Raw genomic sequence first — 19,222 nt, 5'->3', positions numbered from 1 at the left:
TTACAACTAAACAAACTTACTTTGGCACTAGGCGGCTACTATAAATGGTAATAGTTACATTTTAAAGAAAAGCTGAAAAACAAATCATTTTTTTTGTTGAATATTAGCAATGGCTGAAATTTATCCAATTCAACAAAAGTGTAACTTGTTGTTTATATAGGATATTATAAACTTGACTGTATGGTCAGGTTTTGAGTTGGTGTTTGCGCGCCCCTGTGAGGTGATTGTTTTTCATCCGTAAATTGTACAAAAAATTGCTAAGGGAAAAAATAATTCATCTATATTTTTAAATTTATTGAACTTTTTTAAATTATTGAATTTAAAGGTTAAATTTATTTAACTTGTCTTTATTTGTCCATTTTTGTAGTTAAAATGTTGATCTTTTCTAAAAAGACTCATTAATTGTAATGAAACTTACATAAAAATCTGGTCTAATTTCGTTCGAAATGAAAAACAGAGCAAATGGTTAAGTTTTTAATCCTTTGCTTTAAATAATAATAAATCATTACCGAATTAATAACTTAAACCAAGGAAATCAGATGAAAACTCATCGTCTTTCACACATCGCCGGAGCAGTTGTTTTAGCTCTAGGTTTATCAACAGCTGCTATGGCTGCAGATACATCATCTTCTATTCGCGGAAGTGTTTTATCTGTAAGTGGAAATGTTGTAACAGATGCAACTATTACTATTGTTCATGAACCATCAGGAACGAGTAAAACGTTAAAAGTAAATGAATCGGGTGCGTTCATCGCTAATGGTCTTCGTGTTGGTGGACCATATACGGTTACTATTGACTCAGATGCATATTCAGATAAAAAACTTGAAGGGATTTATATTACTTTAGGTGACACTTTCCGTCTTACTGAAACATTAGATAATATAGATATGGAAAGAATAGCGGTAAACGGTTCTTCTGTTTTCTTTGACCCGTCAAAAGGTTCATCAAGTACATTTAGTGGCGACGCTCTTACAAAATCTGCAGCATTTAACCGTGACTTAAAAGATATTGTAAAACAAAACCCTATGGCTGTAGTAAGTAATGACGGACAGTCTCTATCATTAGCAGGTAGTAACCCTAGATATAATAGCTTAGCTGTTGATGGTGTAAACCTTAACGATGATTTTGGTTTAGCAACTAACGGCTACCCTACAGAACGTTCTCCTATTTCTTTTGATTCAATTGACCAAATTAGTGTAGCTATTGCTCCATTTACTGCCAAAGAAGGTGGTTTTTCTGGTGGTAAAGTAAGCGTAGTAACTAAATCTGGTACTAATGAATTTCACGGTAGTATCTTTGCTGAACAAGCTCAAGACTCATGGGCTGGTACTCCAGAAAATCCAGAAACAGGCGAAGATATTGATTTAAGTTTCGATGAAAAAACTTGGGGTGCAACGCTTGGCGGTCCAATTATTAAAGATAAGTTGTTTTTCTTTGCGGCTTACGAAACATTCGAATCTCCTAGTTCACCAACAAAAGGCCCTGAAGATTCAAATGCCGCTGTTGGTGCTAATGACATTAGTCAAGCTCAAGTAGATAGAATTATAAGCATAGCTAAAGATAAGTATGGCTATGATGCTGGTAGCTGGGATGATTCAATTCCTCTTGAAGATGAAAAATATTCATTAAAACTTGATTGGAATATAAACGACGATCACCGTGCTTCATTTGCTTACTCACACGGCTTTAGTAATAGTGCTGGTAATATGGGCGCTGGTTATTCAAACGAATTATACCTGTCTTCTCACTGGTATAACCGTTCAAACGAATATGACACTTATGTAGCTCAGTTGTACTCATTTTGGTCTGATAACTTCTCAACAGAAGCTAAAATTTCATACAAAGAAAGTGTTAACGGACAAGTATCATTAGGTGGTTATGATTTTGGTGAAGTAAAAATTAGCTTAACCGATGACAAATACCCAGCAAAAGTTATGCTTGGTTCTGATGATAGCCGTCATGCCAATGAGCTTACTAATGAAACATTCCAAATGCGCCTAGGCGGTGAATACTTATTGGATGATCATGCGATTTCATTTGGTTGGGAATATGAGAAAGTAGATGTATTTAACATCTTTATGCAACACTACTTAGGTTCATGGTATTTCGGTAGTATTGATGAATTTGAAGCTGGTGAAGCTTATGGCTTTGAATATCAAAACAATCCAACTTTAAATCGTGATGATGCAGCAGCTGAATTCTCACTTGGTACAAACACATTGTATGTTGAAGATAGCTGGGATATGACAGATGAGTTTAATCTGACATACGGTATTCGTTACGAGCGTACATTTAACGACGATACTCCAAATTTAAATTCTGGTTTTGTTGACCGTTACGGATTTGATAATACCGAAAATCTAGATGGTGCTTCATTATTCTTGCCTCGTGTAGGTTTCACTTGGGATGTTGCTGACGACCTAGTGGTTCGTGGTGGTGCTGGTCGCTTTAGTGGTGGACGCCCTAATGTATTTATTTCAAATGCATTTACCAACGATGGTTCTCGTATAGCTTCATATGACACATATTCTGATTCAGCAATCTTAGATAGTGCAGATCCAAGCTCTATTCCTCAAATTGCACAAGATGCAGTTGCGGCGAGTGAACTTGGTGGTTCTAATACTAATATAGATGCTATTGCTCCTGGATTTGATATACCTACAACTTGGCAGTACAGCATTGCTGCTGATTATACAGCCGATTTATCTAGCATCGGTCTAGGTGAAGACTGGTATGTTAGTGCTGAGGTGTTGTATAAGGATATTGAAACTGATCTTATCTGGTCTGATTTATCACGTACCCTAGATACTTCTAAAGGTATCGACGGATACACAGTTGAAGGTCGTCCTATCTATACTAGAACGGATGAAAATAGAAGCAATCGTGATACTCTACTGAGCAATAGTTCAGGTGGACATACACTGATTGAATCACTTTCAATTGCTAAACGTTTTGAAAGTGGCTTTAATGCTAACTTCTCATACACTCACTCTGATGTACAAGATCGTATTTCAGCTACAGGTACTTCAACAAATACAGCTTATGAATATAACCCTGTAATTGACCCTGAAAGTCCTGAGATTGGAACGTCAGCATTTGAGACTAAGCATCGACTAACATTTAGTCTTTCTTATAATACTGAACTAGTTTCTGGTTATAACTCTAACTTCTCAATGTTCTGGGAACGTAAATCAGCTAAACCATACAGCTGGTTACTTGGAACTAATGATGAAGATGGGTTATCTGGTAACCTAGATTTAACAACTAGTGCGTTAGCTTATATCCCAACAGGTGCTGATGATCCAGCTGTCGATTTTGTTAATGGCTTAAGCTATGAAGAAATCATTGCTGATTTAAATACTATTGGTGCTTCAACAAGCGGTGGTTATTTAGATAAAAATTCATTCCGTGGTCCATGGACAACTACAATGGATTTACGCTTTGAACAAGAGTTACCTGGCTTCTTAGATGGTCATAAAGGTATATTCTATATAGATATCAACAATGCATTAGCATTAATTGATGCTAAATCAGCGCGTGTTTATCAAAACCCATTTGGTTCAACAAGTGACGCAATATTTGGTTACTCAATCAATGATGCTGGCCAATACGTTTATGAAAGTAATGGCGTAGAAGCTGGTGATTCACCAGTTGAGTTCCAAGACAGAGAGTCTACTTGGAGCGCTAAAATTGGTATTAAATATAAATTCTAATCGAATTTGATTAAGCCTTAAATTAAAAACCGCACTATTTAGTGCGGTTTTTTTATGAGCAAAATAAAGTGATTAACACACAATAGTTATTACTTGACCAAATGGTCAACAATGCTATTGTATGAATGACGATAATAACAATGAAACTATTATGACTGACTTAAAAGAGCTACTTACTCAAGAACTTGTAGATGCTGCCAAAGACGCATACAACAAGGCTTATGCACCTTATAGCAACTTCCATGTTGGTGCTGCGGCATTAACTGCTAACGGTAATATTGTTAAAGGCTGTAACGTTGAAAATGCGTCTTACGGTTTAACGGTTTGTGCTGAGCGTAACTGTATTAGTAATGCCGTTATTAATGGTGAGCAGGAATTTCAGCTTATCGTGATTTACACAGAACAAGATGAGTTAACACCACCTTGTGGCGCTTGCAGACAAGTGATCTCTGAGTTCTTTGCCAACGATGCACCTGTGGTTGCGGTAAATCATAAAAATGTACAAAAAATATGGACAGTATCTGGTCTTTTACCGGATGCCTTTACACCAAAACAATTATCTAACGTTTAAGGACAAGTACATGTTATTACCTCAAGAAATTATAAGAATAAAACGTGATGGTGGTGTATTAAAGCAACAAGAAATTCAGCGCTTTGTTGATGGCTTAGTCGACGGTTCGTTTTCAGATGCTCAAGTGGGCGCGATGGCAATGGCTATTTTCCAAAACAGCTTAAACACCGAAGAAAAAGTAACATTAACCACATCCATGATGCACTCAGGCGACGTTTTAAGCTGGGAAGGTTATGACCGCCCTATCGTTGATAAACATTCAACGGGTGGTGTTGGTGACAAAGTTAGCTTTATGCTGGCTGCTATTGTTGGCGCGTGTGGTGGTTATGTTCCTATGATCTCTGGCCGTGGTTTAGGCCACACTGGTGGTACGTCTGATAAGTTAGAAAGTATTGCAGGCTTTAACGTTCAGCCAACTATTCCTCAGTTCAAGAAAATAGTAAAAGAGCTAGGCGTTGCTATTATTTCGCAAACTGATAATTTGGCTCCGGCGGACAAACGTCTTTATTCAATCAGAGATGTCACTGCAACGGTAGAGTCTATTCCATTGATCACCGCTTCTATTTTATCTAAAAAATTAGCGGCAGGTCTTGATACGTTAGTGATGGATGTGAAAGTCGGTAATGGCGCTATGATGACGTCATTAGAAGATGCACAAGCATTGGCAGAAAGCATCAGCAGTGTGGCCAATAACGCAGGGGTAAAAACCCAAGCGATTATTACCGACATGAACCAAGTACTTGGTGTCACTGCAGGTAATGCGCTTGAAATGTTTGAGACTGTACAGTATTTAACGGGTGAATTTATTGACCCACGTTTACATACCGTGGTGAAGTCTCTAGCGACGGCTATGTTGGTTAATTCTGGTTTAGCACTTGATGCGAGTTCAGCAGAAAAACAAATTAATAACGCCTTAGACTCAGGCAAAGCAGCTGAGATTTTTGACAAGATGGTTGCAGCGTTAGGCGGTCCAACAAATTATATTGAACAGCCTTGGGCAGCAATGCAAAAAGCTAACGTGATTGTTGATATTAAAGCGGCGCAAAGTGGCTATTTAGCACAAATGAATACTCGTGATATTGGTATGTCAGTGGTTGGCTTAGGTGGAGGAAGAACTGCACCAGGTCAGTTGGTTGATCACACTGTTGGTTTTGATGCTATTTTACCACTTGGTGAAAAGGTAACATCTGGCGATGTAATAGCACGTGTGCATGCGAAAGATGAAGCTGGAGCAAAGTTAGCGGCAGAGCAATATCTAGGAGCATTGAGCTTCTCAGACGCTAAGCCAAAGCTAGCGCCAGTGATTTATAGTTAAATATTAGTATCGAGCTGCGAGAGCCGAGATACGAGTTAAGATTCGCAACTCGGCTCTCTCCACTGATAATTAAAACTTAAAGCCTTCAAACCCTAAAACCTTCCAGCTTTATAGCCTTAAAACCTTAAAACCTTAAAACCTTAAAACCTTAAAACCTTATAGCCTTATAGCCTTATAGCCTTATAGCCTTCAAACCTAAAGCGTGCCGAATATCTTATCACCCGCATCGCCTAAACCAGGCAAAATGTATCCATTTTCATTCAATCTTTCATCTATTGTACCTATGATCAAATCCACATCTGGATGCACATCGACTAATGCTTGAATGCCTTCTGGTGCTGCAACTAAAAACAAAGCAACTATGTGTTTACAGCCTGATTTTTTAAGCAAATCTATGGTTGAGATGGCCGTGCCACCAGTGGCTAACATAGGGTCAATAATAATTGCCGTTCTGCTTTCAATATCGTTGATTATGTTTTCGTAGTAAGTTTCTGGATCTAAAGTCTTTTCATCACGGCGTAAGCCAACCACACTTATTTTGGCACAAGGTAAGATAGTTAATGCACCATCTAACATACCTAAACCAGCTCTTAAAATTGGCACTAAGGTTGGTTGAGGTTTTGCGACCATAGGAACTTGAATGTCACCTGACCAGCAAGTAAGTGGCACTTGTGTTAATTCAAAGTGTTGTGTGGCTTCTACAGTAAGTAATACGGCAACTTCTTTAGTTAGCTCACGAAACGCTTTAACGGATATATCAATGTCACGTAACAAACTAACTTTGTGTTTTACCAGTGGATGAGTGCTTTCAAAAATGGCCATGTTTTTCCCGTTAGTGTATGAATAAGTGATTGTGTTTCGTTAAGACATTAAGCTTCAATTAATTCCAAACTAGCTGTTTAAAGTGAGCTCGGCAAAGTGGTTCGTAACGTTCGTTACCGCCAACTTCCACCTGCGCACCATCTTTTACTGCTATGCCATTGGCGTCTTGTCTAATAACAAAATTGGCTTTGCGGCCACAATGGCAAATGGTTTTTAACTCAACTAATTTATCAGCCCAGGCTAATAATGCGGCGCTACCTGAGAAGGTTTGCCCTAAGAAGTCGGTACGAATACCGTAAGCGAGGACTGGAATATTTAATAGGTCCACCACGTCGGTTAATTGCTTAACATGTTCGGTGGTTAAGAATTGGGCTTCATCAATCAGTACACAATCTAATTTTTGATCTGCGTGCATTTGTTCAATTTCAGACAATAAGTTTTTACTGTCGTCGAACAAATAAGCGTCGGCATCTATACCTAGTCTTGAAGCAACTTTACCTTTAGCAAAACGGTCATCAATTTGAGCTGTGTAGATTGCGGTGCGCAATCCACGCTCATGATAGTTATACGATGACTGCAATAAATGAGTAGATTTTCCGGCATTCATTGACGAATAATAAAAGTAAAGTTGTGCCATAGTCTGCTTCTTTATTGTCTGATGTATTTAGTATTCTAGTATTGATAGCAACTAGTTAGGAATTAATAACCGCTTGCTGAACTCGTATCAACTTTATGGCCTAAGGTATCTAGCAGGCTTGCTAATAAGCTACTGGCTCCAAATCGGAAATGCTCAGCTGTTGCCCATTCTTCACCAAGGATTTGATCCGCTAGTGATAAATATACATCAGCATCTTGTGCATTTTTAACGCCGCCAGCAGGTTTAAAACCAACATCTATATTTTTGTTTTTAATCACTTCTAACATAATTTTAGCAGCTTCAGGTGTTGCGTTAACGGCTACTTTACCGGTTGATGTTTTAATAAAGTCAGCACCGGCATTAATGGCAATTTCACTTGCTCGTTTAATTAACTCAGGTGTTTTTAATTCACCGGTTTCAATGATCACTTTTAATTTGGCTTTACCAATACAAGCCTGTTTACACACTTTGACCATATCAAAGCCAATATTTTCATTACCAGCTATTAAGGCTTTGTATGGAAATACTAAGTCGACTTCATCAGCGCCATAAGCAACAGCCGCTTTGGTTTCAGCAAGGGCAATGTCTAAATCGTCATTGCCTGCAGGGAAGTTAGCCACAGTGGCTATTTTTACATGCGGAGTTTCTTGCGCTTTTAGTATTTTTTTTGCCAGTGGTATAAATCGTGGGTAAATACAAATAGCGGCAGTTTCACCAGCTGGTGATTTGGCTTGCTGACATAATTTGATAATGTCAGCATCGGTTTCTGTATTGGTTAAACTGGTTAAATCCATTAAGGATAATGCACGTTGTGCTACTGCTTTTAAGTCAGTCATATTCATTTCCTAACGTCAGGCCTACAAGGCAAAGAAGAAGCCAGCAATTGCGGCGCTCATAAGATTAGCTAAGGTTGCGGCAATCATAGCGCGCATACCAAGTCTTGCGATATCTGGACGACGGCTCGGCGCCATTGAACCAATACCACCAAGTAAAATAGCGATAGATGATAAGTTAGCAAAACCACACAAAGCAAAGGTAATAATGACTTGAGTTACCGGTGACAATGCACCTTTGACGTCGACAAAGTTTGTGTAAGCAAAGAATTCATTAATCACAACCTTTTGACCAATAAAACTACCAGCTTGTAACATTTCTTCAAATGGTACACCGACGATAAAGGCAAATGGTGCAAACAGGTAACCAAGAATAAATTCGATGGTAATACCTTCAAAACCAAACATGCTAGATATGCCGCCAACAATCGTATTAAACAAAGCTATTAATGCAATAAAGGCCAATAACATAGCACCAACATTTACTGCTAATTTAAGGCCTGATGCTGCACCAGAGGCAGCAGCGTCAATTACATTTGCCGGTTTATTTTCGTCAAATTTATCAATCTCGACTGATTCTTCAATTATTCTTTCAGGTTCTTTTTCAGGACAAATTATTTTTGCCATTAATAAACCACCAGGGGCGGCCATAAAAGATGCAGCAATTAGGTATTTTAGTTCAATACCAAGTCCGGCATAACCAACCATTACCGAGCCTGCAACTGAAGCTAAACCACCAACCATAATGGCAAATAATTCTGATTGGGTCATTTTTGCAATATAAGGGCGCACAACCAATGGCGCTTCAGTTTGCCCAACAAAAATATTTGCGGTGGCAGAAAGAGATTCTGCTTTACTGGTTTTTAATAATTTTTGTAATCCACCGCCAATGATTTTTATTACCCATTGCATAACGCCTAAATAATAAAGAACCGCGATTAAAGATGAGAAAAAGATAATATTAGGTAAAACACGGATAGCAAATACAAAGCCAACGCCATTGCTGTACATGGCGTCTGTGCCTAAGCCACCAAACAAGAAGTTAATACCTTCTTTGGCGCTATCAATAACACCTTGAACGCCACCAGTAATAGACAATAAAACGTCTTTACCAAATGGAAGATATAAAACAAAGGCTCCAAGTAAAAGCTGAACCGCAAAAGCGAATCCTACTGTACGATAGTTAATTTGTTTTTTACCGTCTGATAAGGTGTAGGCGATAACGAGTAACGCTACAATCCCTACTAAACCTCTAAGCATTGATAAATCCATGATCACCCTTTTTTAATTATTTTTGTGGTGGTAGTTGTGAAATTTGGCGAATTTTTGCTTTTATTACTTCAATCGCCATTCTATTTTTTCCGCCTCTTGTGACAACAATGTCAGCCCAAGCTTTGGAAGGTTCAATGTACTGATGGTACATAGGTCTTACCGTTTCTAAATACTGGTTGGTAACCGACTCAACACTACGTTGACGTTCAACAATGTCACGTTTAATTCTTCGGATTAAACAAATATCCAAAGGAGTATCCATGTACACTTTAATATCAAACTGCTCTCTGAGTTTTTTATTAGAAAGTAATAAAATACCTTCAACCAAAATTATTTTGGTTGGAGCAAAAGCGTTAGTTTCAGCCGTTCGAGTATGTGTTTTGTAACAATATACTGGACTTTGAATTGGTTCGTTATTAGTGAGCTTTTCTAAGTGCTCAGTTAATAAGTCATGTTCAAATGCATCTGGATGATCGTAGTTGGTTTCAACACGTTCTTCCATTGAGAGGTGAGATTGATCTCGATAGTAGGCATCTTCGTATATGATGGATATTCCACCTTCACCCAACTCTTCAATTAACTCGTCATGAATTGTTTGTGCAAACAGTGTTTTGCCTGATGCAGACGGACCTGCAATTGTAATAATAGTTGGTTTCAATGTCTTGCCTGTTGGTTACGCAGGTTCATAAAATTCGGTGAATAGACTAGCAAATTAATCCAAAAAGCCAAATGATATAAGTGCATTTTAGGAAATGATTTTTCACACAGCGACAATTGTTATTGCTGTGATCTTAATATCATCGTTTACCCTAATTTCAAATGATGATAAATTAACACAAGTTGACCATGTGGTCATGTTTTTATACGTAGTTTATACATAAATTATTTCGGTTTATACATCGAATAGGGCTCGTAATGTCTACAGCAATTATATTAGTAATGGATAGTTTTGGTATAGGGTATTCTCCTGATGCTGAAAGCTTTGGTGATGTTGGGGCAAATACCTTAGCAAATTTGGCTAAAGCCTATTTAGATGAAACGGGTAATGAAATAAATTTACCTAATTTGGCGGCTTTAGGATTATTTGACGCATGCAAAGGCGCATCCAATATTTCAGTACCTCATAAAGGTGGATTGGCTAGTAAAGGTGCTCATGGCTATGCTCGCGAGATCAGCACAGGTAAAGATACGCCAAGTGGACACTGGGAAATGGCTGGTGTTCCGGTATTATTTGATTGGGGTTACTTCCTTGATAAAGAAAACTCGTTCCCTAGCGACTTAATTGACAAGATAAATAAAGCGACTGGCTTTGACGGAATGTTAGGTAATTGCCATGCATCTGGCACTACAATTTTAGAGCAGTTAGGTGAAGAACATATAAAAACGGGTTTACCAATTTGTTATACCTCGGGCGATAGTGTTTTCCAAATTGCTGCACATGAAACCCATTTTGGTCTCGACAATTTATATAAATATTGTGAAATCGTGCGAGAGCAGTTGGACGACTTAAATATTGGGCGTGTTATCGCCAGACCTTTTGTTGGTGAAACACCTGCTGAATTTGCAAGAACTGGTAATCGTCGTGATTATTCAGTATTACCGCCTGCACCAACGGTATTAGATAAAATAGCAGAGGCTGGAACACACGTAATAAGCGTAGGTAAAATAGCGGATATATTTGCTCATCAAGGTATCAGTGAAAAAACCAAAGCGACTGGTTTAGATGCCCTGTTAGATGCCAGCATAAAGCATATAAAAACAGCCAATGACAACACGTTGATTTTTACTAACTTAGTTAATTTTGACCAAGACTTTGGTCACAGACGTAACCCCGTTGGTTACGCGCAAGAATTAGAAGCGTTTGATGCTAGATTGCCAGAAGTATACGCAGCAATGGCGGATGACGATGTACTCCTGTTAACTGCCGATCATGGTTGTGATCCAACTTGGCCGGGCAGCGACCATACTCGTGAGTATGTTCCAGTATTGGCTTATCATCATAATATTGGTGCCGTTGACTTAGGTGAGCGTAAAACGTTTGCCGACTTAGGACAAACGGTTGCTGAGTTGTTTAACGTTGAAGATATGGATTATGGTACTAGCTTCTTAACGGAACTAAACTTTAAATAAAGCTTAGGTTAGATAACAAATCTTGAGTATTAAAAAAGGGTTAACTGAATCAGTTAACCCTTTTTTGTATCTGTTTTTTAAGCCAGAAGCTTTATATAGAAAGCGTTTTTTACGTTACAGAATACTTTCTAACGTTAATTCCATCATATCTTTAAACGTCGTTTCACGTTCATCAGCTGTCGTTACTTCACCCGTTTTAATATGGTCACTAACTGTTAATACCGTTAATGCTTTTTTGCCATATTCAGCAGCAACACCGTAAAGGCCAGCCGCTTCCATTTCTACCGCTAACATGCCGTATTTTTCCATTTGAGCAAACATTTCAGGATTTGGTGTATAGAACAAATCTGCAGTGAAAATGTTACCAACGTGAACTGGTGTTTTTAATTTTTCAGCGGTATCGACAACCTTCTTCAACAAAGAGAAGTCAGCGCAAGCTGCAAAATCAACATTACCTAAACGTTGACGGTTAACGTTTGAGTCTGTGCTTGCTGCCATACCAATAACAATATCACGTACATGAATGTCATCACGTACTGCGCCACATGAGCCAATGCGTATGATCTCTTCTACGCCATAGTCTTTGTAAAGCTCAGTTGCGTAAATTGATACGCTAGGAATACCCATTCCAGAACCCATAACTGAGATGCGTTTACCTTTATAAGTACCCGTGTAACCAAACATATTACGAACGCGTGTTACGCATTTAGCATCGTCTAGAAAGTTTTCGGCAATAAATTTTGCTCTAAGAGGGTCGCCTGGCATTAATACCGTTTCTGCGAAATCGCCCATTTGGGCTTCAATATGTGCTGTAGACATAAGAGTTAACCTTTTTGTTAAGAAGTATAACTCAGTAAGTTTCAAGCCAGACTGCGATATGACTGTCTGCTATCAAGGATTTTTTACTGACAATTTAATTAAAATTATAAGCTGTTTAAAACATAAGCTATTAAAAGCTCGGCTGTGCTGTTTACTATAAACAAAGTAAACGATTTTAGTAAGCGCTCTTTAGTGAATGATCTTTATAAATAAGCGACTTTAGCTAGAAAAGCGCTCAATAATCCACTGGTAGCCAACTCCCCCTAAATAAATACCGAAAATACCAACGATACCCGACAAAACAGGTGGGGCAGGTAAGGGTAATTTAAATAAAGAGAATAAAACACCGACTAAAGCACCGGTTGCTAATGCGGTTAATAGTTCTACCACAATAATTCCTTTTTTATTCTGTCACTGACTTAGTATTTATTACAAGGTCAATTGAACTGAAATTGGATGTATTGATTAATTGCGGCTAATAATAACTTTCCTGACCATTTGGTCAATATAAAATTGATACAAATAAAAAACTTTCATTTAAAAACCCCATCTAGTCTTAAAATAAATAGTATTTACATTGGCTGCGGAAATAATGGTTGTGTTGTGACTATGCTTCTATTGAGGCTTTATGGAGGTTGGGGATTGTTAACTGTATTTATGTGATGTGTGTTTCAATGTTTGTATAAAAGGTTTATAAAAAAGCATATAAAAAAAGCATATAAAAAAGCACTAGGCCAATAGTAGACCTAGTGCGTTTGCTATAAACATTACTCGACGGTTGTCATCTCGTTCAGTATAAATGCATCAACGGCGTCTTCCGTCGCAGCTACATACTCTGCTAAATGTTTATTGTTCATATGGGTTTGCCATAATTCACGGCTTTCCCAATTTTCATAAAACATAAAATGCGCTGGGTTTTGATTGTCCTGATGTAAGTCGTAATTGATACAACCTTGCTCTTTACGAGTAATAGCAATTAGCTTTATCAGTTCGCTTTTTACTAATTCTTCTTTACCCGCTTTAGCGGTAATATTTGCAACAATGGTAAGTTTTGACATAGTAAAATCCTATATTTATTTATCTGATTAACAAATGGTTAGAAGCCTTGTAAAACGATTTTGCCAATCGATTTACCGGTTTCTAGTTCTTTATGCGCTAACTTCAAGTTTGCCGCATTAATAGCACCTAAGTTTTTGCCTAAGGTCGTTTTTATAAAACCTGAGTCAATTAACTGCGCAACTTGGTTTAATAATTTACCTTGCTCGTCAATGTCGCTGGCATTAAACATAGAGCGAGCAAACATAAACTCGATATGTAAAGACAAGCTTTTCATTTTTAACTTCATGACATCTAGGCTATTTTCTGGATCGTCAATCATAGCTATTTTGCCAAATGGCGCTAGCAACTCAATATAAGTATCAAAGTAAGACTCAGTGCCATTTAAGCTAGCAACGTGTGTTACTTGACCAATATTTAAGGCCTCAATTTGAGGTTGTAATGCTTGAGTGTGATCAACCACATAGTCAGCGCCAAGATTTGTCACCCATTCTTTAGAGCTTGGTCTTGATGCCGTTGCAATAATGGTTGCACCAGTAATTGCTTTCGCTAACTGAACTAAAATAGAACCAACACCACCTGCAGCGCCAACCACTAATAAAACTTCTTTAGATTTTTCTGTTGAGCCGGCTTTTTGTTGCTTGATATTTAAATGTTCAAACAATAATTCGTAAGCTGTAATTGTCGTTAATGGCAATGCTGCTGCTTCTGCGTCGCTAACACTCTTAGGTTTTAAACCAACAATACGTTCGTCCACTAATTGATATTCAGCATTACTACCTTGGCGAGTAAAGTCACCAGCGTAATAAACCACATCACCAGGTTTAAAGTTTTGTGCTGATTCACCCGTTGCAATAACTTCACCAACGGCATCCCAACCTAATACTTTAGCTTCGCCTTCTGCTGGAGGCATGTTTAGGCGTACTTTATAGTCAACTGGATTTACCGCTATGGCATTCACTTTTACTAATATGTCACGACCTGTGGCGATAGGTTGTGGTAATTCAATATCAATTAGTGAGTCAGCTTGGTCGATTGGTAATGATTTTTTATAGGCAATTGCTTTCATAATTTTTCTCTTTATTTATAAACTCAAATTTATTGGCTATTGATATCTTGTGTTGATACAAGCTCTTTATCTGATTTAGTGATTTAAGTTAGTAATTCGGTTTGTTTGCTCTGTGTATATTTGTTCGTATTGCTGATGTGGTTAATTCTAGGACTTGCTTTAGTAAAGATAAACAGCATAATAATTGAATCATTATCAAAGGATTTTTGACAATCATGTTGTTAGAAATTTATGCTGTTAGGAGATTTATGTTATTAGAAGATTTGCAGGTCATCGTAAAAGTGGCTGAATTTAGAAGTATCACCGCAGCTGCCGCCAGTTTGGATATGAGAATGGCCACCGCAAGTGCTGCAATAAAACGAGTTGAGGCCGCTTTAGGCATGCAATTGTTTATTCGTACTACACGCCAGTTACGCTTGTCTAGCGCCGGAGAAAGGTATATTCCCCAGTGTGAACAAGCATTGTTAACCTTAACTCAAGCAAAACAAAATATGCAGGATGAGCAAGGTAGCGTGGAAGGTGAGCTGAGGATTGCGTTGTCGTCTGACTTGGGACGTAACTTAGTGGCACCTTGGCTTGATGAATTTGTGCAAGAGCACCCAAAGGTTGGGTTAAAGCTTAATGTCAGCGACAGTAATATTGATTTTTATCGAGATGCGGTAGATGTGGCTTTGCGTTATGGCTCACCATCGGAGACGAATTTGTATGGTTTTAAAATTTGTAACGTGCCTGGGATTTTATCTGCGACCAAGGAATACTTAGCGCAAAATGGTACGCCAACTCATCCCCAAGAGTTAGCCGGTCATAATGGTTTGTTTTATCAATTGCATGACGTGATCAATGACGTTTGGACCTTTTCCTCAAACGACCAAGAATACAAAATTAGAATGTCTGGGAATCGCGCATCCAACGACGGTGATTTAGTCAGACGTTGGTGTGTGGCAGGTCATGGCTTTGCAGTGAAATCCTGTTTGGATGTTGCCGACGATTTACTTGCGAAAAGAATAGTCAGTGTTATGCCTGAATACCAACCAAGGACCAGCGAGCTTTGGTTGGTTTGCCCAAGTAGACAATCGATTACCCCGGCTATTCGGTTATTAAGAGATATGTTAAAGGAAAAATGTGCGGTTATTTTACAACAGCTGGCAGACCAAGGTTTTATTGATGAAAAGCACCTTTGATAGAAGAGACTTATCTTATTTTACTTATTAGCTCAGAGATAAGCACTGAACATTAAACAATGTCTTTAAGTGCAATGTCTAATTGCTGATATTTAAATTGATAACCAAAATCTAACGCTTTTTTAGGAACCACTTTTTTACCATTTAATAATAATTCTTCCCCCATTTGCCCCATTAATAGTTTTATAACAAAGGCAGGCATAGGGAAAATAGCAGGGCGATTTATGGCTGCAGCTAATGTTTTTGTGAAGGTTAAATTGGTTACTGGATTAGGTGCAGTGCAATTAATTGCGCCGCTTATATCCTTGTTATTGATGCATAAATCAATTAAACCAATCATGTCATCAATATGTATCCAAGGCATCCATTGAGTGCCAGAACCTATTTTTCCACCGAGTCCTAATTTAAAAGGCGGTAACATTTTTTTCAGCGCACCACCGTTTATCCCTAAAACAATTCCAGTGCGCAATAAGCAAGTTCTAATACCTAGCTTTTCGGCTTGTCGTGCGCTTAACTCCCACTTTTGGCATAGTTGACTGGAAAAACTATCGTCGCCTTTTTCTTTGTCTGTAGCATCGTCATTAATCTCGTTATTTGACGGCGCTATTCCGTAATAGCCAATAGCTGATCCGCTAATGAATACGGCAGGTTTGTTATTTGCTTGTTGGAAGAACTGGATAAGCTCTTCAGTTTTATCTATTCGGCTACGTAATATTTCCTGCTTTTGTTTTTTTGACCATCTTTTATCAGCTATAGGTTCACCAGTCAGATTTATAACAACATCAAATTTGTCGTTACTATTGAGCTGACTCAATTGATAAATTCTTTTGATATTACTGTTGTCGGCAGTCGATTTGATGCTCGTTTTAGCAGAGGCGATATTAGTCGATTGAGCAGATCTGGTTTGAATAACAAGTTTATGCCCTGCATTTTGCAAGAATGAGCATAAAGGTCTACCAATAAAGCCGGTACCGCCAGTGACAAGAATATTCATAAGTGACCTTTTAGATAAGCTGTTTTAACAAGGTTATAGTTTGTAATACAGTCTTAAGCCGATAAAAGATCAAAAAAATGCCATTCAATTAATGAATGGCATTTTAGAATTAACAAAGTGGTTAATAAAGTCGGTTAATCAAAACACAGTGGTTTACATGTTATTGTTCATCCAGATAATTGGTGACTGCATCAGTTCTATCTTCAACATGCTCATTGAGTTCAGTAACCGCTTCATAAAAGTCAGTACTACTGTTCAAGAATGAATAACCAGATAATTCAGACGTTGCATAAGGTTCTATTAATGCCGAGTAAGTATCGTATATTGCTTGCATTTTACTTATCTCAAATGCGTCGTTAATAACATCTAACAGATAAGCGTCGTAAATCGCTTTGTACTCTTCGTCGGCATAGATTTTAGCGATAAGAGGCCAGCTATTGTCATTCAGGTCTGAGAAGTTAAGGTTGAGTGCACCGCCCTGCTTGCCATCTTGTAATGCTTCATTATTATCCCAAGGGATCCAAGTCAACTTAGATGTGTCAGGGTCGTTATAAAGGTAGAAGTTATGCGGCATTACACCATAAGTATCCCAGTTTTGAATCGCGCCATTAATCGCTAAATATTTAAGAAAACCGTCTACATTGAACACGGTTTCTAAGTTGCTTCTCCATGTTTCAGGGCTGCTTGTTCTCGTGTCATCGTGTAGGGCGTCAAATAAAGCAATTATGTCGGACCAATCTTCTTCGTCCTCGTTTGTTTTCTTTTCAAAGTCATCTTCATTGAAGCTGCCGTCAATAAAGGTTGCACCATCATCTTCTGGTTTATATAAATTACCGTCGTCACTACTGAATTGAGTATCAATAACTGTGTCATCAATTTCTTCAACTAAGGTATAAAGGCCAAAGTATTCAGGGCCATCACCGTGGTCAACATATACAGTGTAAAATGCAGTGTTAGATACAGCCATGCCTGCATTTTTAAATACATCGGATGCTACTTTTTCACGTAGCTGAGAGTCATCGTCGTAGTTGTTTTTTAAGCTGAATTTCTTAAAGCCATAAAAACGTTGGTTGTCTATTTGCGGGTAGTCATCTTCAAATTCGTCAAAGTCCATTTTAAAAGACAATTTAAGTATTCCAGCTTGCCAGCTCGTTTGTAGAGAAGAGTTTCCTTTAAAACGAATACCCACTCTGTACCACTGGGTGTCTTCGTAATAAACGTCGGCAGGCATAAAGATTGGATCTTCATCTGTGTCGCTCAAACCTGGACCACCTGAAGATTGGCCAAATGTACCGTAAATATCGGTCATATTGTCTAACATAGCTTGCCAGCGTTCTTCGCTGATAACAAAGTCGAAACGTTTCACTTGTGTGTTATCAAACACCTCTGTGAAGTCAGGATCAGCGTCCTTACTGTGAGTTGCTTCTGTCCAGTCCGTGGCTGTGAAGTCGGCATCAGTGAATTCTTCCGTATAGGTTTCAGTCGTATCACTATCACTATCACTATCATCGGTATCGCATCCGGTAATAAATAAAACTGAGCTGAAAGCGCCCAGTAAAAGCAATTGTTTATTCCAAACTAAATTAAACATATGAGGATCCTATTGTTGAAAGCTATATCTGAAAGTTATGCTTGAGGGATACTTGCCTCAGAGATAGCTATTTTGGTATTTATGACCTGAGAGTAATTGGCAATAATGCAAAAAAAGTGTAAGAAAAAAGGATCTTAGTGCAAAAATAGGACTGCTTCTTGCTTAAGTAAACGTACTTAAATTAACAATTTAGCCGAACACGATTATGCTCAATACTATAAACACAACCTCAACTCCTCTTAGCCAAACCTACTCGGGTGTTACTTCAACAGAAAGTGTTGATTCTGATGCTGCATCAACTACTACCGAACAAGCTGCAGCGGCGAGTAGCGATGACGATATTTCGTTATCAACTCGAGCACAAAAATTTAATGCGATTGATAATGAATTTTTCAGGGGCGATTCTCTTACTAGCGCAGATATTAAAACCTTAGTTGTGAGGTTGCATGAGTATGGACTAATAACCAGTACTGAATATTCAATGCTTAAAGGTGAAGACGACACTGCTAGCGAGGCTGATGCAGATGCAGTTTCTGAGATGATGACTCAAACTTTGATAAGTTATATTGATGACTTAGAGCAAAGTTTAAGTGTTAGAGATGAAACTGACACCTTTGGTTCTGTCGGTATAGACGAGTTGCAAAGTGCTCTGGGCAGTGCAAGAACAATTATTAATGATGTGGCTAGTGCAAAAACAAAATCTGATTTTAAACAAACCGTTAGTGAAAATAATAAAACATTAATGGAAGTTGTAGGTTCACCGGAATTTTCAACAATGTCAGCGGATGAACAATCAACATTAAATGAGATAGTGAAAACGTTGAGCGTAATAGAGAAACTGAGTCTTGATCAAATTACCAATACCTCGGTAAGTAAGTATGTTGCGATATCCAAACTCTAAAGCGTTTCTATTTTAGAGCTTTTGTATTCCAGTGATTTTATTGCCGTGCTTTTATATAACACGGCAACAAGTAACACGGCATAAGCAGCATAGCCGCCATTCTAAACAGCCAGAAAAATTAATAGCTGGCTGTGTTTTATCCAAACCTTTTTCTATTCTTCTGCAATACATTCCCTTTATCGGCATTTTCGACCTATATTTGCAGATAGTTAACATCGATAGATGAAAGATGTTCTTCTGTGTATTAATTGTATGAAATTCTGCTAAGCTGACACTTGTGTCAGCTTTTATTTTTTAATATATTAACCAATCAGAAAT

17 protein-coding genes are annotated in these 19,222 nt (G+C 38.1%); 6 read left to right on the top strand and 11 right to left on the bottom strand.

The window, feature by feature from the left end; translation table 11 throughout:
• The first annotated feature begins 539 nt into the window (after positions 1 to 539).
• The 3 genes from BTO11_RS01960 to deoA all read left to right on the top strand — a co-directional run bounded on the left by BTO11_RS01960 (position 540) and on the right by deoA (position 5,599).
• Positions 540 to 3,713: a TonB-dependent receptor gene (locus BTO11_RS01960; protein ID WP_105051001.1), complete on the top strand. Its 3,174-nt coding sequence runs from the start codon at positions 540 to 542 to the stop codon at positions 3,711 to 3,713.
• A 121-nt stretch (positions 3,714 to 3,834) separates the two neighbouring features.
• Complete coding sequence (locus BTO11_RS01955; protein WP_105051000.1) at positions 3,835 to 4,284, top strand: cytidine deaminase; 450 nt, start codon at positions 3,835 to 3,837, stop codon at positions 4,282 to 4,284.
• A 10-nt stretch (positions 4,285 to 4,294) separates the two neighbouring features.
• Positions 4,295 to 5,599 carry a thymidine phosphorylase gene (gene deoA, locus BTO11_RS01950; RefSeq protein WP_105050999.1) on the top strand — a complete coding sequence of 435 codons (1,305 nt, stop codon included), beginning with the start codon at positions 4,295 to 4,297 and terminating at the stop codon, positions 5,597 to 5,599.
• A 195-nt stretch (positions 5,600 to 5,794) separates the two neighbouring features.
• Here deoA and upp read toward each other — a convergent pair whose 3' ends face one another.
• The 5 genes from upp to udk all read right to left on the bottom strand — a co-directional run bounded on the left by upp (position 5,795) and on the right by udk (position 9,821).
• On the bottom strand, positions 5,795 to 6,421 hold the full coding sequence (upp, locus tag BTO11_RS01945) for a uracil phosphoribosyltransferase (protein ID WP_105050998.1): 627 nt from the start codon (positions 6,419 to 6,421) through the stop codon (positions 5,795 to 5,797).
• 58 nt (positions 6,422 to 6,479) lie between these two features.
• Positions 6,480 to 7,058: a thymidine kinase gene (locus tag BTO11_RS01940; protein WP_105050997.1), complete on the bottom strand. Its 579-nt coding sequence runs from the start codon at positions 7,056 to 7,058 to the stop codon at positions 6,480 to 6,482.
• A gap of 62 nt (positions 7,059 to 7,120) precedes the next feature.
• The gene (gene deoC, locus BTO11_RS01935; RefSeq protein WP_105050996.1) at positions 7,121 to 7,894 is read right to left on the bottom strand and encodes a deoxyribose-phosphate aldolase; all 774 of its coding nucleotides are present in this window, start codon (positions 7,892 to 7,894) and stop codon (positions 7,121 to 7,123) included.
• Between the two features lie 21 nt (positions 7,895 to 7,915).
• Positions 7,916 to 9,163 (bottom strand): NupC/NupG family nucleoside CNT transporter, encoded by a 1,248-nt coding sequence (locus tag BTO11_RS01930; RefSeq protein ID WP_105050995.1) that lies wholly within the window; start codon positions 9,161 to 9,163, stop codon positions 7,916 to 7,918.
• Between the two features lie 16 nt (positions 9,164 to 9,179).
• A complete protein-coding gene (udk, locus tag BTO11_RS01925) occupies positions 9,180 to 9,821 on the bottom strand; it encodes a uridine kinase (protein WP_105050994.1) in 642 nt (213 codons plus the stop codon).
• Positions 9,822 to 10,078: 257 nt separating this feature from the next.
• On the opposite strand from udk, the gene BTO11_RS01920 reads away from it, so the two are divergent.
• Complete coding sequence (locus BTO11_RS01920) at positions 10,079 to 11,293, top strand: phosphopentomutase (RefSeq protein ID WP_105050993.1); 1,215 nt, start codon at positions 10,079 to 10,081, stop codon at positions 11,291 to 11,293.
• Positions 11,294 to 11,407: 114 nt separating this feature from the next.
• Here BTO11_RS01920 and deoD read toward each other — a convergent pair whose 3' ends face one another.
• The 4 genes from deoD to BTO11_RS01900 form a co-directional block, all read right to left on the bottom strand.
• Entirely contained in the window at positions 11,408 to 12,112 is a 705-nt protein-coding gene (gene deoD, locus BTO11_RS01915; protein WP_105050992.1) for a purine-nucleoside phosphorylase, read from the bottom strand.
• A gap of 219 nt (positions 12,113 to 12,331) precedes the next feature.
• Positions 12,332 to 12,502, bottom strand: coding sequence for a XapX domain-containing protein (locus BTO11_RS01910; protein ID WP_105050991.1), 171 nt, complete (start codon positions 12,500 to 12,502; stop codon positions 12,332 to 12,334).
• A 377-nt stretch (positions 12,503 to 12,879) separates the two neighbouring features.
• Positions 12,880 to 13,170, bottom strand: coding sequence for a putative quinol monooxygenase (locus tag BTO11_RS01905; protein ID WP_105050990.1), 291 nt, complete (start codon positions 13,168 to 13,170; stop codon positions 12,880 to 12,882).
• 38 nt (positions 13,171 to 13,208) lie between these two features.
• A complete protein-coding gene (locus BTO11_RS01900; protein WP_105050989.1) occupies positions 13,209 to 14,237 on the bottom strand; it encodes a zinc-binding alcohol dehydrogenase family protein in 1,029 nt (342 codons plus the stop codon).
• A 248-nt stretch (positions 14,238 to 14,485) separates the two neighbouring features.
• Between BTO11_RS01900 and BTO11_RS01895 the strand changes: the two genes are divergently transcribed.
• On the top strand, positions 14,486 to 15,418 hold the full coding sequence (locus BTO11_RS01895; RefSeq protein WP_105050988.1) for a LysR family transcriptional regulator: 933 nt from the start codon (positions 14,486 to 14,488) through the stop codon (positions 15,416 to 15,418).
• Positions 15,419 to 15,470: 52 nt separating this feature from the next.
• Here the strand turns inward: BTO11_RS01895 and BTO11_RS01890 are convergent, their stop codons facing one another.
• Both BTO11_RS01890 and BTO11_RS01885 read right to left on the bottom strand, forming a co-directional pair.
• Entirely contained in the window at positions 15,471 to 16,412 is a 942-nt protein-coding gene (locus tag BTO11_RS01890; RefSeq protein WP_105050987.1) for a TIGR01777 family oxidoreductase, read from the bottom strand.
• A gap of 160 nt (positions 16,413 to 16,572) precedes the next feature.
• Entirely contained in the window at positions 16,573 to 18,003 is a 1,431-nt protein-coding gene (locus BTO11_RS01885; RefSeq protein ID WP_105050986.1) for a CotH kinase family protein, read from the bottom strand.
• A 205-nt stretch (positions 18,004 to 18,208) separates the two neighbouring features.
• On the opposite strand from BTO11_RS01885, the gene BTO11_RS01880 reads away from it, so the two are divergent.
• Entirely contained in the window at positions 18,209 to 18,904 is a 696-nt protein-coding gene (locus BTO11_RS01880; protein ID WP_105050985.1) for a hypothetical protein, read from the top strand.
• Positions 18,905 to 19,222 lie beyond the last annotated feature (318 nt).

The sequence above is a fragment of the Psychrosphaera saromensis genome, assembly GCF_002954545.1.
In the GTDB taxonomy this organism is placed as follows: domain Bacteria; phylum Pseudomonadota; class Gammaproteobacteria; order Enterobacterales; family Alteromonadaceae; genus Psychrosphaera; species Psychrosphaera saromensis.
This window is presented reverse-complemented; position numbering and strand designations above follow the sequence as displayed.

What these genes read in the sequence shown, in the direction of transcription:
- BTO11_RS01960 (WP_105051001.1), top strand. Translation starts at nt 540, where the DNA reads ATGAAAACTCATCGTCTTTCACACATCGCCGGAGCAGTTGTTTTAGCT.
- BTO11_RS01955 (WP_105051000.1), top strand. Translation starts at nt 3,835, where the DNA reads ATGAATGACGATAATAACAATGAAACTATTATGACTGACTTAAAAGAG.
- deoA (WP_105050999.1), top strand. Translation starts at nt 4,295, where the DNA reads ATGTTATTACCTCAAGAAATTATAAGAATAAAACGTGATGGTGGTGTA.
- upp (WP_105050998.1), bottom strand. Translation starts at nt 6,421, where the DNA reads ATGGCCATTTTTGAAAGCACTCATCCACTGGTAAAACACAAAGTTAGT.
- BTO11_RS01940 (WP_105050997.1), bottom strand. Translation starts at nt 7,058, where the DNA reads ATGGCACAACTTTACTTTTATTATTCGTCAATGAATGCCGGAAAATCT.
- deoC (WP_105050996.1), bottom strand. Translation starts at nt 7,894, where the DNA reads ATGACTGACTTAAAAGCAGTAGCACAACGTGCATTATCCTTAATGGAT.
- BTO11_RS01930 (WP_105050995.1), bottom strand. Translation starts at nt 9,163, where the DNA reads ATGGATTTATCAATGCTTAGAGGTTTAGTAGGGATTGTAGCGTTACTC.
- BTO11_RS01920 (WP_105050993.1), top strand. Translation starts at nt 10,079, where the DNA reads ATGTCTACAGCAATTATATTAGTAATGGATAGTTTTGGTATAGGGTAT.
- deoD (WP_105050992.1), bottom strand. Translation starts at nt 12,112, where the DNA reads ATGTCTACAGCACATATTGAAGCCCAAATGGGCGATTTCGCAGAAACG.
- BTO11_RS01905 (WP_105050990.1), bottom strand. Translation starts at nt 13,170, where the DNA reads ATGTCAAAACTTACCATTGTTGCAAATATTACCGCTAAAGCGGGTAAA.
- BTO11_RS01900 (WP_105050989.1), bottom strand. Translation starts at nt 14,237, where the DNA reads ATGAAAGCAATTGCCTATAAAAAATCATTACCAATCGACCAAGCTGAC.
- BTO11_RS01895 (WP_105050988.1), top strand. Translation starts at nt 14,486, where the DNA reads ATGTTATTAGAAGATTTGCAGGTCATCGTAAAAGTGGCTGAATTTAGA.
- BTO11_RS01890 (WP_105050987.1), bottom strand. Translation starts at nt 16,412, where the DNA reads ATGAATATTCTTGTCACTGGCGGTACCGGCTTTATTGGTAGACCTTTA.
- BTO11_RS01885 (WP_105050986.1), bottom strand. Translation starts at nt 18,003, where the DNA reads ATGTTTAATTTAGTTTGGAATAAACAATTGCTTTTACTGGGCGCTTTC.
- BTO11_RS01880 (WP_105050985.1), top strand. Translation starts at nt 18,209, where the DNA reads ATGCTCAATACTATAAACACAACCTCAACTCCTCTTAGCCAAACCTAC.